General features: G+C 35.6%; 18 protein-coding genes and 2 tRNA genes. 14 read left to right on the plus strand and 6 right to left on the minus strand.

Annotation, left to right across the window (positions count from 1 at the left end; all coding sequences use genetic code 11):
- The first annotated feature begins 30 nt into the window (after positions 1–30).
- Positions 31–294, plus strand: coding sequence for a hypothetical protein (locus ACFQ39_RS01330; protein ID WP_377175667.1), 264 nt, complete (start codon positions 31–33; stop codon positions 292–294).
- 131 nt (positions 295–425) lie between these two features.
- Here ACFQ39_RS01330 and ACFQ39_RS01335 read toward each other — a convergent pair whose 3' ends face one another.
- Positions 426–1,043 (minus strand): T9SS type A sorting domain-containing protein, encoded by a 618-nt coding sequence (locus tag ACFQ39_RS01335; RefSeq protein ID WP_377175669.1) that lies wholly within the window; start codon positions 1,041–1,043, stop codon positions 426–428.
- 404 nt (positions 1,044–1,447) lie between these two features.
- Between ACFQ39_RS01335 and ACFQ39_RS01340 the strand changes: the two genes are divergently transcribed.
- A complete protein-coding gene (locus ACFQ39_RS01340; RefSeq protein ID WP_377175671.1) occupies positions 1,448–1,819 on the plus strand; it encodes a hypothetical protein in 372 nt (123 codons plus the stop codon).
- Positions 1,820–2,009: 190 nt separating this feature from the next.
- Here ACFQ39_RS01340 and ACFQ39_RS01345 read toward each other — a convergent pair.
- Both ACFQ39_RS01345 and ACFQ39_RS01350 read right to left on the minus strand, forming a co-directional pair.
- A tRNA-Leu gene (locus ACFQ39_RS01345) sits at positions 2,010–2,095 on the minus strand.
- Between the two features lie 141 nt (positions 2,096–2,236).
- Positions 2,237–2,308 (minus strand) — tRNA-Gly (locus tag ACFQ39_RS01350).
- Positions 2,309–2,451: 143 nt separating this feature from the next.
- Between ACFQ39_RS01350 and cyoE the strand changes: the two genes are divergently transcribed.
- From cyoE to ACFQ39_RS01395, 9 genes are all read left to right on the plus strand, one after another.
- Positions 2,452–3,357 (plus strand): heme o synthase, encoded by a 906-nt coding sequence (gene cyoE / locus ACFQ39_RS01355; RefSeq protein ID WP_377175673.1) that lies wholly within the window; start codon positions 2,452–2,454, stop codon positions 3,355–3,357.
- Positions 3,357–3,917 (plus strand): cytochrome c oxidase subunit 3, encoded by a 561-nt coding sequence (locus tag ACFQ39_RS01360; protein WP_377175675.1) that lies wholly within the window; start codon positions 3,357–3,359, stop codon positions 3,915–3,917. The genes cyoE and ACFQ39_RS01360 overlap by 1 nt, the downstream gene beginning before the upstream one ends.
- A 115-nt stretch (positions 3,918–4,032) precedes the next feature.
- Positions 4,033–5,010 carry a cytochrome c oxidase subunit 3 gene (locus ACFQ39_RS01365; RefSeq protein ID WP_377175677.1) on the plus strand — a complete coding sequence of 326 codons (978 nt, stop codon included), beginning with the start codon at positions 4,033–4,035 and terminating at the stop codon, positions 5,008–5,010.
- 15 nt (positions 5,011–5,025) lie between these two features.
- Entirely contained in the window at positions 5,026–5,373 is a 348-nt protein-coding gene (locus ACFQ39_RS01370; RefSeq protein ID WP_377175679.1) for a cytochrome C oxidase subunit IV family protein, read from the plus strand.
- A gap of 81 nt (positions 5,374–5,454) precedes the next feature.
- Positions 5,455–6,114, plus strand: coding sequence for a hypothetical protein (locus ACFQ39_RS01375; RefSeq protein WP_377175681.1), 660 nt, complete (start codon positions 5,455–5,457; stop codon positions 6,112–6,114).
- A 22-nt stretch (positions 6,115–6,136) separates the two neighbouring features.
- Positions 6,137–6,778, plus strand: a complete 642-nt coding sequence (locus ACFQ39_RS01380; protein ID WP_377175683.1) for an SCO family protein — start codon at positions 6,137–6,139, stop codon at positions 6,776–6,778.
- Complete coding sequence (locus ACFQ39_RS01385) at positions 6,775–7,305, plus strand: DUF420 domain-containing protein (protein WP_377175685.1); 531 nt, start codon at positions 6,775–6,777, stop codon at positions 7,303–7,305. Before ACFQ39_RS01380 ends, ACFQ39_RS01385 begins: the two co-directional genes overlap by 4 nt.
- Complete coding sequence (locus tag ACFQ39_RS01390) at positions 7,305–7,544, plus strand: hypothetical protein (RefSeq protein ID WP_377175687.1); 240 nt, start codon at positions 7,305–7,307, stop codon at positions 7,542–7,544. Before ACFQ39_RS01385 ends, ACFQ39_RS01390 begins: the two co-directional genes overlap by 1 nt.
- 58 nt (positions 7,545–7,602) lie before the next feature.
- On the plus strand, positions 7,603–9,045 hold the full coding sequence (locus tag ACFQ39_RS01395; protein ID WP_377175689.1) for a TolC family protein: 1,443 nt from the start codon (positions 7,603–7,605) through the stop codon (positions 9,043–9,045).
- Here the strand turns inward: ACFQ39_RS01395 and ACFQ39_RS01400 are convergent.
- From ACFQ39_RS01400 to ACFQ39_RS01410, 3 genes are read right to left on the minus strand one after another with little or no spacing between them, the layout of a single operon-like run.
- The gene (locus ACFQ39_RS01400) at positions 9,018–10,847 is read right to left on the minus strand and encodes a GNAT family N-acyltransferase (RefSeq protein WP_377175691.1); all 1,830 of its coding nucleotides are present in this window, start codon (positions 10,845–10,847) and stop codon (positions 9,018–9,020) included. The two genes, ACFQ39_RS01395 and ACFQ39_RS01400, sit on opposite strands and share 28 nt — an antisense overlap.
- A gap of 3 nt (positions 10,848–10,850) precedes the next feature.
- Positions 10,851–12,098, minus strand: a complete 1,248-nt coding sequence (locus ACFQ39_RS01405) for an aspartate kinase (protein WP_377175693.1) — start codon at positions 12,096–12,098, stop codon at positions 10,851–10,853.
- Entirely contained in the window at positions 12,095–12,574 is a 480-nt protein-coding gene (locus ACFQ39_RS01410; RefSeq protein ID WP_377175695.1) for a GNAT family N-acetyltransferase, read from the minus strand. The genes ACFQ39_RS01405 and ACFQ39_RS01410 overlap by 4 nt, the downstream gene beginning before the upstream one ends.
- A gap of 74 nt (positions 12,575–12,648) precedes the next feature.
- Here ACFQ39_RS01410 and fbp point away from each other — a divergent pair, with 74 nt between their 5' ends.
- The 3 genes from fbp to ACFQ39_RS01425 are packed head-to-tail and all read left to right on the plus strand — an operon-like array spanning position 12,649 to position 14,785.
- Complete coding sequence (gene fbp, locus ACFQ39_RS01415) at positions 12,649–13,668, plus strand: class 1 fructose-bisphosphatase (RefSeq protein WP_377175696.1); 1,020 nt, start codon at positions 12,649–12,651, stop codon at positions 13,666–13,668.
- Between the two features lie 21 nt (positions 13,669–13,689).
- Positions 13,690–14,046 (plus strand): dihydroneopterin aldolase, encoded by a 357-nt coding sequence (folB, locus tag ACFQ39_RS01420; RefSeq protein WP_377175698.1) that lies wholly within the window; start codon positions 13,690–13,692, stop codon positions 14,044–14,046.
- Positions 14,047–14,059: 13 nt separating this feature from the next.
- Positions 14,060–14,785: a glycosyltransferase family 2 protein gene (locus ACFQ39_RS01425; RefSeq protein WP_377175699.1), complete on the plus strand. Its 726-nt coding sequence runs from the start codon at positions 14,060–14,062 to the stop codon at positions 14,783–14,785.
- The last annotated feature ends 4 nt before the right edge of the window (positions 14,786–14,789 follow it).

Genomic DNA, 14,789 nt, shown 5'->3' on the forward strand with positions numbered 1-14,789 from the left:
TTAACATCAAATTTGCAAGAACTTTGCACAATGATGTATTCGAACTATTTCAAAGGAATCATAAACGAAGGTAATGCCCTTTCCCTTTCTCCAAAATGCGTTACTACAATGATGAATATTATTCATCTTGAAGGGAAGTTAGCAGGAATGAACGCTCTGAGAGATAAATACGACAAGTTTAATTTTAGTAGGGAAATCTTTAAAGTTGAACGAAAGCTAACAGATCTAACCGGCAATATACCCCCAAGGCAATTACTTGAAAGGTTTTATAAATTAACTCAGGATGAGAAATAAAAAACCACCTCTTTCGAGATGGTCAAGGCAATTTATTATAAAGGGGACATACTTAATGTCAGAAATAGAAAAAGGTTAACATAAAAAAACTAATGAATAAAAAATCGGGTTAGTTTTATAAAATGGTCTATTCAATTTTTTATAACCTTATATGTTGAAACTATTCTATCATTATTATCATAAAGATTCACTAAATATATACCCATTTTGAGTTGTGAGAAATCTATTGAAGAACGATCTGTTTCAAACATTTTTCTTCCATAAAGATCGTAAACCTCTACTTTAAATATTTTATCTGAATTAATCGTCAACCTTGAATCTGTTGGGTTAGGGTAGACCATAAGATTTTCTTTAGGCATTGTAGATTCTTCAATTGCCAAAGTTCCGTCAAATGCTATGTCATAGACTAAAATTTGAATTAAAGTAAAACCAGCATTTGTATCACCTCCCTCACCAAAATACAACTCCATTCCTTCGGTGAAAAAAAATGGATCATCGTTTCCTATCCTGGAGGTAGCACCAGCGCCTTCAAAAGTATTTCCTCCTTTGACCTTTACAGCAATATACCATTTTCCAGAACCATTAATTACCCAGGTTTTGCCATTGGGTACAGTTAATGTTTGACTTTCAGAATTATAGTTAGTAGCATTCAATGTAATTACATCAGTCATTGTCATATTCTCTCTTTGAGCAAAGGAAATCCATGTTATTATAAAAAAGAATATTAGTAATAATCGATTTTTTTTCATGTTTAAAAGGTTTAAGGATTAATAATATGGATACGATTTATTTGTGTGTACTGCACTTCTATTTAATTTCAAGATAATTATTAGATAGCATTCGTACCATACCCTCTAAGGGTATTTTTCAATTGAAAAACTACCCCTTTAATTTAGCTTTAGTCAATTTACTATTCAGTGGTTTTCTTAATGTTAGTTTTTTAAAATGGTTAACAATAAAATTGATTTTCATTAAAAAAATTTAATCACCCATCCCACATCCCAAAATACCCCCCGCCCCAAATCACTTTTTTGGGTACCCCGGGGGTAGTTCCTTTATCCAAAAAGGGGACCCAATTTCATTTTTATTTAACTAAAGCTGTAGAGCATTGTACTTTGTTGTTATGTTAGTTTCAGACTACAATGTCCATCTTATGGACACAGGTGATGGTGCCATCACTTTTGATGAAAATGGTATAATTAAAACGATTGTTATACCGCAAAATGACATGATGGCTAAAACCATCTTTGACCAATATTATTATCAATTGTCTTTATTTAAAAACAGGCATTATGCTATCGCCAAATGGATTGTAAGAGACATCAGACTAGCTGGTTATGTCTTTAAACAAGACAAACAGAAGAAAAATGTTTATTATCCTGTTTTAGTTAATCCAGATGAGAACAGGAAATGGAAACATAAAATGTCATTAGTAGAAGAATTGCATTGGCTTCACCATGAACTTGATCTAATCAAAAAGAAAATTTACTGGAATTCTGTGGACAGTGGTGAGTCCTCAGGTTGATTTTACTCCCACTATATAATTAAATCAATGTTTTGACACATTTATATATTGATAAGAATGGATTATAACGGTTGAACTGAATTAGTTGTTGTTATTTAGAAAAGTAGACTAGAATTGTGCAATAATTGTGCATTTTTAAAAACAAAAAACCTCAACTCGCTTATTAACAGCTTATTGAGGTTTTCACTCGTACTCGGAGCGGGACTTGAACCCGCACGGACATTTCTGTCCACTGGATTTTAAGTCCAGCGTGTCTACCAATTCCACCATCCGAGCCTTTGCACAATTGTACAAAAAATTGATAGTCTAAAGAGCGAAAGACGGGATTTGAACCCCTGCCTGCGGCAGGCAGGCGCGACTGGTCGCTACATTATAATTTTCAGAATCTTTTGAATAAAAATGATCTTGAACGTTTTGAGCGAAAGACGGGATTTGAACCCGCGACCCTCACCTTGGCAAGGTGATGCTCTACCCCTGAGCTACTTTCGCAATTGCATTACTACTTCCAGTAATGGAGCGCAAATTTAATACAATTTCAGAAATCGCAAAGTCATTTCTTATTTTTTTTGAAAAATATTTTTGCTGTCAAACTTTAATTAATAACTATATTTGCACCCATAAAAAAACTGGTAGTGGATAAAACCTTGAGCACAACAACCAAAACCTTCTTTTTATCTCAAACCATGGCTGATCTGAAACAGTTAACCAAATTTGGTTTATCTGTGAGTGTGGTTGTATCTTCTTTAGCAGGCTACTTTTTGGCTGCAGATCAGGTACAGATCAGAACTTTAATTTTATTGGCCATTGGTGGTTACTGTATGGTTGGAGCCTCTAACGCCTTCAACCAGGTTATTGAAAGAGAACCTGACGCATTAATGAAGAGAACAATGAACAGACCTGTACCCACAGGTCGTATGTCGGTTTCTGTAGCTTTAACTATTGCTATTATTCTCACCCTTTTAGGAATTATTATTTTATATACCATCAACCCTAAAACGGCACTATTCGCAGCGATTTCTATATTTTTGTATACGAGCGTTTACACACCTCTTAAGCCTCTCTCGCCTATATCAGTATTCGTTGGTGCTTTGCCCGGAGCTATTCCTTTTATGTTGGGTTGGGTAGCAGCAACCGGAAAATTTGGTATCGAAGCCGGCGTACTTTTTTTAATTCAATTTTTTTGGCAATTTCCTCACTTTTGGGCCATAGGTTGGCTGCAATTTGAAGAATACAAAAAAGCAGGATTTAATATGATGCCTACCGGAGAGAAAAATAAAAAAGCTTCTAAACTTATTATTTTTTATACCATTTTCATGATCATTGTATCCGTTTTTCCGGTATTCAGAATAACAGGTGATCTTTATTTACTTCCGCTCTCTGCATTACTTGTTCTTGTATTGGGCTTGGTTATTCTGTATTACGGTGTGCGTTTACACAAATATCAAACAGATACAGAAGCTAGAAAACTTATGTTATCCAGCGTGCTTTATATTACAGCGATACAGGTTATTTTTGTCATCGATAAATTTTTGCATTAATGGGATTAGAACCAAAAGTAAAAGAAAAGGCATTCAAACAAATGCTGTGGGTTTCCATGATCAGCATGACCATGATGTTTGCAGGATTAACCAGTGCCTATGTGATTAGTACGAAAAGAGAAGATTGGGTAAATTTCGAACTACCGCAAGCTTTTTACATTAGCACCATCTTGATTGTTTTGAGCAGTCTGAGTTATTTTCTCGCCAAAAGATCACTTGAAAATAGAACGCGAACAACACTATTTTTAGTGATCACTTTGATCCTTGGAATTGGATTTGTTCTTTTTCAATTTAAAGGGTTTAGTCAACTCATAGATGCTGGATTGTATTTTACAGGAGAAGAAAGTAATGTTGCTACCTCCTTTCTATATGTGATTACCATGGCCCATATGGTCCATATTTTTGGTGGCATTATTGCACTAGTTGTAGTCTTAATCAATCATTTACGAGGAAAATATACCCCAGACAATAAGCTTGGCCTAGAACTCGGTTTAATTTTTTGGCATTTTGTAGATTTATTATGGATTTATCTGGTCATGTTTTTTATCTATATCAATTAATCCGTCAAGAAAATCGGAATCAAGAAAAAAGAAAGAGCAAATTGATTTATTTTTTTATTTTTGCTGTTTACTAAAATGGACAACATTTAACAAATACTAAAACTAATTAACTTATATGGAGGCAACAGTTGCTGATATACCAAAAGGAAAGACCTGGAACGGAGGTGGTGCAGAGCCCTTTGGCGCTAGCTATGGTAAAATGATGATGTGGTTTTTTATCATGTCGGATGCACTTACTTTTTCGGGTTTCATTGGGGCTTATGGTTTGATGAGATTCAAATTCTTAGAAACCTGGCCCATTGCAGATGAGGTATTTACTCACGTTCCTTTTATACATGGCCATTACCCCATGTATTATGTAGCTTTCATGACCTTTGTCTTGATCTTCTCTTCTGTAACCATGGTATTGGCCGTAGATGCAGGAAAACATATGAATAAAGCGAAAGTAACTTTGTATATGTTTCTGACCATTATTGGAGGATTGATCTTCTTGGGTTCTCAGGCTTGGGAATGGAAAAATTTCATTTCAGGAACTTATGGTGCTGTTATTTTGAATGATGGAAAAGTAGTTCAGTTTGTCGATGAAACCGGACATCAGGTTACGCTCGAAAGTTTTGCTGCCAATGTTCCTACAGAACGCGTACAACATACCCGAAGTAACGGTTTATGGTTTGTTAGTGAACCTGCTTTGGCACCCGTTTCTATGGAGCAAGTAAAAAAAGGTTTTGCAGCTAATCCCAATATCAATTTGCGCATCGAAAAAATTGATCCAGCTACCAAGAAAAAAATAATCGTTTCTAAAGAACAGGCAAATGCTTACTTGGCCAATGCCAAAGAAGTGGTTAAAGGTGCAAACCTCAGGGTAAATGAATACGGAAAAACACTTTTTGCAGATTTCTTCTTCTTTATCACAGGTTTTCACGGTTTTCACGTTTTCTCTGGAATTCTCATTAATATCATAATATTTTTTAATGTAATTCTAGGTACCTACCAACAAAGAGGTCATTATGAAATGGTTGAAAAAGTTGGACTTTATTGGCACTTTGTAGACCTTGTTTGGGTATTTGTATTTACATTCTTCTATTTAATTTAATTTTTGAATAATAAAATGTCACACTCTGATTCACATTCACATACTGCGCTCATTTGGAAGGTGTTCGCGTTTTTATCCCTAATTACTATTGTTGAGGTTATTTTAGGAATTGCAAAACCAAAATCTCTATACTTAACCCATTTCTTGGGTACCAGTCCGTTAAACTGGATCTTCATTATTTTGACTTTGGTAAAAGCCTACGGAATTGCCTGGTACTTTATGCACCTAAACGATGAGAAAACATGGTTTAGACGCTCAATAGTTTGGCCTGTTGTTTTCTTGATCATGTATCTTTCTTTCTTTTTACTTTATGAAGGAGGGGCCTTGCAAGATATCTTGCATTCAATTACGAAATGGCAGTAAAACAATAAACATATAAAAGTAAAGCGTTTTGATTTATCGAGACGCTTTTTTTATTTTTGCAAACTAGATTCCCAATCTATTATGAGCCAAAAAAAAGTCAATAAAAAAAGTAAAATCATCTTGTCCATTTTGTTTTTTGGCCCTTTGTTATTTTACCTTTCTCTGCTAACGGGAACGCACTCCTATACAAAATTACCTGTATTGACAGAAAATATAAATTCTTTGAAGCAATTTGAAGATGCTGAGGATCACAGTTTTGTGGGTCATGTTACTGTTCTTGCATTTTTAGGTGAAGATGTTTTGAATTACAAGACCAATGCGCTCAACCTCAACGAAAAGATTTATAAAAATTTTTATGGCTATCCTGATTTTCAAATACTGGTACTTATGCCGGTTGGTACTGAAGAAAAAGTAGCACAACTCAGAAAAGAATTAGGCGCTACCTCTGATATAGAGAAATGGTATTTTGTTTTTAAAGAAAAAAAGGAAATCAAAGAAATTTTTCAAAGTCTGCACACTCCTTATCTAATGAACGAAGTCAATTATTCTCCATATGCTTTTATTATCGATAAGAACGGCAATTTAAGAGGGCGAAATGATGATGAGGATGAAGTGAATGGCTTGCTTTATGGGTATAACGCAGAAACTGTTGCGCTCATCCATCAAAAAATGGTTGATGATATGAAAGTACTTATGGCAGAATATAGACTGGCCTTAAAATCGAATAAAAGAGAAATTTAATGTTTCTCGAAAATAAAAAAAGATGAAAAAGAATACATACATCATCGTATCCCTCATTATCCTGATTTTTGGCATTTATGCACTCCCAAAAATAATGAACAAGTTCAGCGATGAGACCTTGATGAAATTTGAAGAGGTTCCTCCATTTTCATTTACAAATCAAAACGGTGAAACAATTTCCAATGAAGATTTCGAGGGAAAAGTGTACGTGGTAGAATTTTTCTTTACCTCCTGTCCTACCATTTGCCCTAAAATGAACGCAAGTTTACTCAAAGTACAAAAAGAGTTTTACGGAAATCCTTCGTTTGGTATTGCCTCTTTTAGCATAGATCCTAAAAGAGATACACCCGAAGTACTAAAAAAATATGCGGAAGACCATGGAGCAAGCCATAAGAATTGGCATTTTTTGACAGGTGAAAAAGAGGTGATCTACACCTTTTCTAACCAAGGCTTTAAACTCTATGCCGGTGAAAATGAAGCTGCCGAAGGCGGTTTTGAGCATTCTGGCTTATTTGCTTTAATAGACCAAGATGGTTTTATTCGATCTAGGGTAGTCGAAATGGGCGACAGTAAAAACCCTATAAAATTTTACGACGGACTAGATGAAACACAAGTGCAATGGCTAAAAGAAGATATCGCTAAACTTTTAAAAGAAAAAGGATGAGTACGCCTAAACCTGTTCAAAAAAACCATCGTGGTTTGATTATCGCTCTTTCGTTTATCATACCCTTAGCAGTTGCAGCCTTATTCAAAGTTAAGATTGATCTAGATTTACCCGTTTTTTTGCCCCCTATTTACGCCACGATTAATGGGTTTACCGCCCTTATTTTAATGGCAGCCGTTTGGACCATCAAAAATGGAAAACGCAGTTTACACGAAAAATTAATGAAAAGCGCATTGCTGCTATCCGCCCTGTTCTTGATCCTTTATGTGCTTTATCACATGACATCCGAATCGACTTCCTATGGTGGTGAGGGTCTCATAAAATATATTTATTATTTTATTTTAATTAGCCATATCTTATTATCAGTGGCGGTTGTTCCTTTTGTATTATTTACCTTTTTACATGGGCTGAACCAAAATTTTATCAAACATAAACGCTTGGCGAGAATTGCTTTTCCTCTTTGGCTGTATGTAGCAGTCACAGGGGTTGTGGTATATCTTATGATTTCACCCTATTATATCTTCTAATGAAAACCAGTTCGAGCAAATTAAATATATTTTCTATTTTCATGCTTATTCTGTTGAGCATTAACATGGATGTACAAGCCCAATGCGCCATGTGTAAAGCCGTAGTCGAATCAGGAGGTGGAGATACAGCTGAAGGTATTAATAACGGAATCGTTTATTTAATGGCCTTTCCTTACCTCATTGTGGCGGTGAGTATTTTCATTTTCGTTCGGAATTATCGCAAGTCTAGAGCCAAATAATTTTCAAAAACTGTAACATTTATTTGATTTGCTCGTCAAATAGCAAAATTATTTATACATGAAAACCCTTTTGTCGCTCCTTATCACTGTTTTATTCAGTTCACTTTCCTTTGCCCAAGATTCTTCACCAAAAAAATGGTCTTTACAAGAATGTGTTGATTATGCCATTGAAAATAATATCACGGTAAAGCAAAATGAGTTAAATATCGATTTAGCAGAACTTAATAAGAAAGATGCTATTGGAAACTTTTTACCCACTTTGAACCTAAACGGGAATCACGGTTGGAACTCAGGTCTTACAACAGACGTGACAACGGGAGTATTGCGTAACCAAACTACACAAACCACATTTGCCGGAATTAATTCAGGAATCACAATTTTTGATGGTTTAAGAAACCTCAATCAATTGCGTCGTGCTGAATTAGAAATTCTATCAAATAGATATCAAGTAGACCGAATTAAAGATGATATTTCTCTAAATGTGATCAATGCATATTTACAAGTTTTATTCAGCAAAGAAGCCGTTAGGGTGGCCGAACCTCAATTAGAAGTATCAAGAGAACAACTAAACAGAACAAATAAATTGGTCGAGGCAGGAACCCTTCCAAGTGGAGATCTATTTGATATTCAGGCAACTGTCGCCAACGATGAACAGAACTTGGTCGTAACCCAGAACAACGTTAAGCTTGCACTAATTAGTCTTGCACAACTACTTCAATTAACTGAATATGACAGTTTTGATATAGCAGATGAAGAAATTGCTAGTTTACCCATCGTTAATTTAGGCGATTATACCGTAGATGAAATTTATGCTAAAGCTCTTGAGAACAGAAATGAAATAAAAGTTGCCAAAGCGAATATTGATATTGCAGAAAAAGACATCGATCTGGCAAAAGGAGACAGATATCCAACCCTTTCCGGTTTTTATAACTGGAATTCGAGATATTCGAACTTAGATAGAATTGTAGGTTCAGAAATAGATCCTACTAATCCGACTGTTGTCATTGGGCAAGTAGAAGGAACAGGCCAAAATGTAATTACACAGAATTTTAATCCTGTTACAGGTAATCCTCCCGGTTTTTTTGATCAGTTTGATAGAAACAAAGGGTCTAGTATTGGTTTAAGTCTTCAAATTCCTATTTTAAACGGTTTTAGAGTTTCTAATAATATCAAACGTGCCAAAATAAACTACGAGCAAACACAAGCTCAATTAACCCAGGAAGAATTAAATCTGGATAGAACCATTAATACTGTTTATGCAGATGCACAAGGCGCTTTAAAAGTTTATGAAGCGGCCCAGAAATCTGTATTGGCTCAGGAAGAATCTTTTCGTTACGCTACAGAAAGATATAATGTGGGTATTGTTAACTCCTTTGAGTACAGCCAAATTAAGAATAGATTGATTCAGGCTCAATCTGATTTTCTGAGAGCTAAGTATGAATATATTTTTAGGGTGAAGTTATTAGAATTTTACTACGGAGTACCTGTGTCTTTGGATTGATGAAATCCAAGCGACTTGGCTTTGGCTTCCAATTCTAGCTGTAAGTCATCCAATATGGGTTTTACTGTACTTTCGGGTAAATCAGAAATTCTGATATACATCAAGCCATCTACAGCATTATTAAAAGCAGGATCTACATTAAAGGCAATCAATTTAGCATTTTGTTTGGCGTATTTTTTAAGCAACACTGGAAGCCTTAAATGGCCGGGTTCCAACTCATCAATGATCTTATCAAACTTGTTCATGTCGGCCTGAGCCGCATCAAATACAAAATGCTTATCCGCATCCTTAAGTTTTACTTTATACTCCTTTTTAGGATGGACATATTGAGCCAAATAAGGATCGTAATAATTTGACTTCATAAATTCAACCATCAGTGATTTTGAAAAGTTAGAAAACTGGTTGCTGATACTCACTCCTCCTAACAAATATTTATACTCCGGGTTTTTTAGTGTAACATGCACAATTCCTTTCCACAGCAAAAACAAAGGCATCGGTCTTTGCTGGTAAGATTTTATCACAAAGGCTCTACCCATTTCGATGCTTTCTTCCATCATACCGCTCATCTCAGGTTCTAACCTAAATAATTCACTAATATAAAATCCATCCAATCCGTACTCCTTATAAATATCCTCACCCATACCCATTCTATAGGCACCAACAATCTTTTGGGTGGATTCATCAAATAGAAAAAGATGTTTGTAGTATTTGTCGTATTTATCAAGATCGATAGATTTATTTGTCCCTTCTCCTACATCCCGAAAGGTGATTTCCCTTAACCTACCAATTTCCAATAATATATGCTCTATTTCATCACCATCAGCAAAAAATATGGCATAATTATTTGACCTAAATAAGAGTTTGTCCTTTTCTTCAAGTGCTTGTATTTCTTTAAGAATTAAATCTTGATCAATTTCATCAATAATTCTTTTTGGCGCTTTCGGAATTTTAAAATTTGCCGGATTCATCAAAAGATGTTCTTTCTCAAAGGGTTTGGCCAACATATATGTTTTATACCTCAGGTATTGATGAAAATCTTCTAAACCATTGAGATTTTCTTGTTCTGCAACGCTAATTGGTTTTCCAATACGCACTTTAATGACCCTGTCTTTTTGGGTTAATAATTCCGAAGGTAATTTAGCTGTGCGTAACGTATCACTAATTTTAGATAAGCCATAAAACAAAGGACTGTTTTTGGCATGAAAATAAATAGGAATTACCGGTACTTTTGCCTTTTGGATCAACTTAATTGCTCCCTCTTCCCAAGGTTTGTCCACCATTAATTTGCCATCCCTATAGGTAGAAACTTCTCCTGCAGGAAAGATACCTAGTGCTTTGTCATTTTTTAAATGTTGTAGTGCATTTTTTATCCCCGTCACACTAGACCCAGCGTCTTTTCTGTTTTCAAAAGGATTTACAGGCATGATATAAGGTTGCAAGGGCTCAATCCTGTTCAGTAAAAAATTAGCGATAATCTTAAAATCGGGTCTTACTTCCAACAATAATTTCAACAATAATATTCCATCAATACCTCCAAGTGGATGATTTGAAATTGAAATAAACGCGCCCTCTTTTGGGATTCTTTTTAAATCATCTTCCGGAATTTCGAATTTAATTTGGACCTCGTCAAGGATGGCATTTAGAAAAGTGAGGTCACTTTTGTCTTTGTGTTTGTTGTATATCTCATTTAGTTTTGAGATCCGCAACACTTTGAGCATGGTATAACCTAAAAAAGTTCCAAAAAAGCCATACTTATCTGTATGAATAACTCCGGCAATTTCTTTGGCTGTAACTAAACTCATTTTCTATTTCATTAATATTTGAACCGTTTCTCTACTTGTTTGTTTTAGAAGAACCTCCTTGCCTTTTAAAAGATCACTTATGACTTCCTCATTAAAATGCCTTACCGTATAAAGTATTAAGTTATTATTATACAGCACTTTATACTTTTTTTGAAGATCTTCGATCAAGGCCTGAAAGGTATTAAAAATATCTTCAAAACAAACTGAAAAACTGATGGCCGAAAGCTGGATCAAATTCACACTAATTCTATGTTTGTGAAAAAGATCATAAATATCACTCAGATCTTCTTCTGCAATAAAATCAAACTCCCTGTCTGAGATTGACAGTAAAATCTGATTTTCTTTTCTTATAAAAATGGGTGTCCTGGGTTCCAACATTAAAGCCTTGCTGATTCTTGTTCCCGGTAAAACCGGATCGACAAACGATTTTACGACCAAGGGAATATTCTTTTTTTGAAGCGGCTGAATCGTTTTGGGATGAATCACGGTAGCTCCGTAAAAAGACATTTCTATCGCCTCCGTAAAAGACAGTTCATTTAACAAAACTGCTCGTTCAAAAACTCTCGGATCGGCGTTCATCACACCAGGTACATCCTTGAACACATTTACCTCTTCCGCATCTAAACAATAGCCAATAATTGCCGCCGTATAATCAGAGCCTTCACGACCTAAGGTTGTCGTTATATTTTCATTGTGACTGCCAATAAAGCCTTGAACTAATGTAATTTCTGAAGTTTTTATTTGTGAGCTAACAGCTGCCTGGGTCAGACTCCAATTTACCTTGGCTTTTCTATGATTATCATCCGTTTTGATCACTTCTCTGGCATCGAGCCATTGATGATTTATCCCGATATGATCCAGCCAAAAACTGCAAATTTTAGTCGATAGTATTTCAGCTTGAGAAACAATTTCATCATAAACTCGATCATAAGCCATGCCCTTATTTAATTCTATTTTCTCTGAGAATTGCTGATAAAATAAAGTCAGATCTTTTTCAAATTTATTTTGATGACCAAATAGATCAATTAAAATATCCTGATGAAATAACCTGGTAAAATTCACCTTTTCTTCGATTTTTTCAGGTTCATAAAACAAAGCTTTTACAATTTCTTCAAAGGCATTGGTCATTTTTCCCATGGCAGAAATGACAATCACACCATTCATAAAACCAACTTTTTGAATGACGGATGCCAGATTTCTTACACCCTCTGCATTTTTTACCGATGCACCACCAAATTTTAGGACTTTCATAAAGTATTCAAATAATTCTCTAATCCCGCTTTATCCATCTGCACTACACGCCAGCTTTCTAAAATCTTTGCCCCGGTAGATTCGTAAAAATCAATCGCCACCTTATTCCAATCCAGAACATTCCACTCAACTCTTTTATAACCTCTAGATTGGGCAGTTTTTAGCACTTCATTGTACAGTTTTGTTCCTAAACCTTGATTTCTATGAGTTTCTTTAACGATGAGATCTTCCAGATGAATTGTTTTTCCTTTCCACGTTGAGTATCGCTCATAGTATAATGCCATACCGACCACTTGTCCGTTTACCTCTGCCAACAGGGCTTCGAACGCAGGTTTTTCGCCAAATCCATCTTCAATTAATTGCGCTTCGGTTACTTCAACCATATGTGGTTCCTTTTCAAAAATTGCCAGATCATTGATCAGCGATAAGACAGATTTCATATCCGATTCATTGGCTTTCCTTATAATTACTTGCATCTTTTGATATTTTTTTCTGTAAAAATAGCCATATTTGTAGCTTAATTGACCCTATACCAGATAAAAACATTTCTATGCATAATCACGAAACCTTAGGTGAGTACATCATCAACAATCAAAAAGATTTTCCCTATTCTTCAGGTGAACTTTCACGCTTACTAAGTTCTATTAAATTAGCGGCTAAGATTGTAAACCACGAAGTAAATAAAGCGGGACTGGTCGATATTGTTGGCGCGGTGGGAAACACTAATATTCAGGGTGAAAATCAACAAAAACTGGATGTTTATGCCAATGAAATTTTTATGCGCACCTTGGTCAACAGAGAAATTGTCTGTGGAATTGCCAGTGAAGAAGAAGATGAAATGGTAATTATTGAAGGTAAGGATCGCGCCCACGATAATAAATATGTGGTTTTGATAGACCCGCTAGACGGATCTTCCAATATTGATGTAAATGTATCTGTTGGTACCATTTTTTCCGTCTATAGAAGAGTTTCTCCTATTGGCACACCTGTTACCTTAGATGACTTTTTACAACCTGGAAACTTACAAGTGGCTGCTGGGTATGTGGTTTACGGTACTTCTACGATGTTGGTATACACCACCGGGCATGGCGTTCAAGGGTTTACCCTTAACCCTGCTTTGGGTACCTTTTATTTATCACATCCAAATATGAGATATCCGGAAAACGGCAATATATATTCGATCAATGAGGGTTATTATGTGCATTTCCCTCAGGGTGTAAAAGACTTTATCAAATATTGTCAGGAAGAAAAAGAAGACAGACCTTATTCTGCCCGTTACATCGGGTCTTTGGTTTCTGATTTTCACAGAAATATGATCAAAGGAGGCATTTACATCTATCCTACCAGTTCAAAAGCCCCACAGGGTAAATTGAGATTGTTGTACGAGTGCAATCCAATGGCATTTTTAGCCGAACAAGCAGGAGGAGAAGCCATTGATGGTTATAGAAGAATTATGGAAATAAAACCTACAGAGCTACATCAAAGAGCGCCCATTTTTGTAGGCAGTAAAAATATGGTGAGAAAGGCCAAAGAATTTATGGACAAATATCCTGAAAACGCAGATTATTAGATCAATATAAAGTTTTGTACATTGGGAATTATTCGAGTAAAAAACATCAAAGTATACGCCTATCATGGCTGCATGATAGAAGAAGGAAAAATAGGATCTGACTACCGAGTGGATCTTAAAGTATACGCCAATCTTAAGAGTTCTGCTCTGACAGATGATCTTCACGATACGGTAGATTATGTGCATCTGAATAGAATTGTAAAAGAAGAAATGGCGATTCGCGCCAAACTACTCGAAACAGTGGCCAACAGAATTCTAGACAGAATTTTGTTTGAAATTGATCTCGTTGTAAAAGCAAATATAAAATTGTCTAAATTAAACCCTCCTATAGGTGGTAATGTAGAAATGGTTACTATCGAGATGGAACGCTCACGTTAACATCCACAGCCCAATGAAAAAAAGTTTTACGATCATCGTTCCTGTGTATAATGAAGAAGCTAATTTGGCTCGTGTAGGTGAAGTTTTAACAGAATATATGAATGGCGCAGAACTCGAAACAAATGTACTATTTGTCAATGACGGTTCTTCAGATAAAAGTCAGGAGGTAATTGAGGCCATTTGTGCCAAAAATAAGTCCTTTAATTTTATAGAATTCAAAGAAAACAGAGGTCTGTCTGCCGCCATCAAAGCAGGTATAGATCATGCTGATAGCGATTATGTAGGTTATATCGACTCTGATCTGCAAACCACTCCCCAAGATTTTGATCTGTTATTAGAACACATAGAAGCATACGATCTGGTAACAGGTGTGCGCTCTAACCGACAAGATTCTGTGGTCAAAAACATGTCGTCAACCATTGCCAACGGGATTCGCAGGGCTTTTACAAATGATGGTATGGATGATACCGGCTGCCCATTAAAAGTCATGAAAACCTCCGCAGCAAAAAAAATTCCCATGTTCAAAGGTTTACACCGCTTTTTGCCTGCCATGATTCTCTTGCAAAATGGAAAAATAAAACAAGTACCGGTACAGCATTTTCCGCGTATAGCTGGTGAAGCCAAGTACCATTTATGGAATAGATTATTTGGCCCATTGGTAGATTGTTTTGCTTATTTGTGGATGAAAAAAAAGTATATCAATTACGAGGTAAAAGAAAAGTCGGGCTCTTTAAAATAGCGTA

The sequence above is a fragment of the Namhaeicola litoreus genome, assembly GCF_042679565.1.
GTDB lineage: Bacteria > Bacteroidota > Bacteroidia > Flavobacteriales > Flavobacteriaceae > Namhaeicola > Namhaeicola litoreus.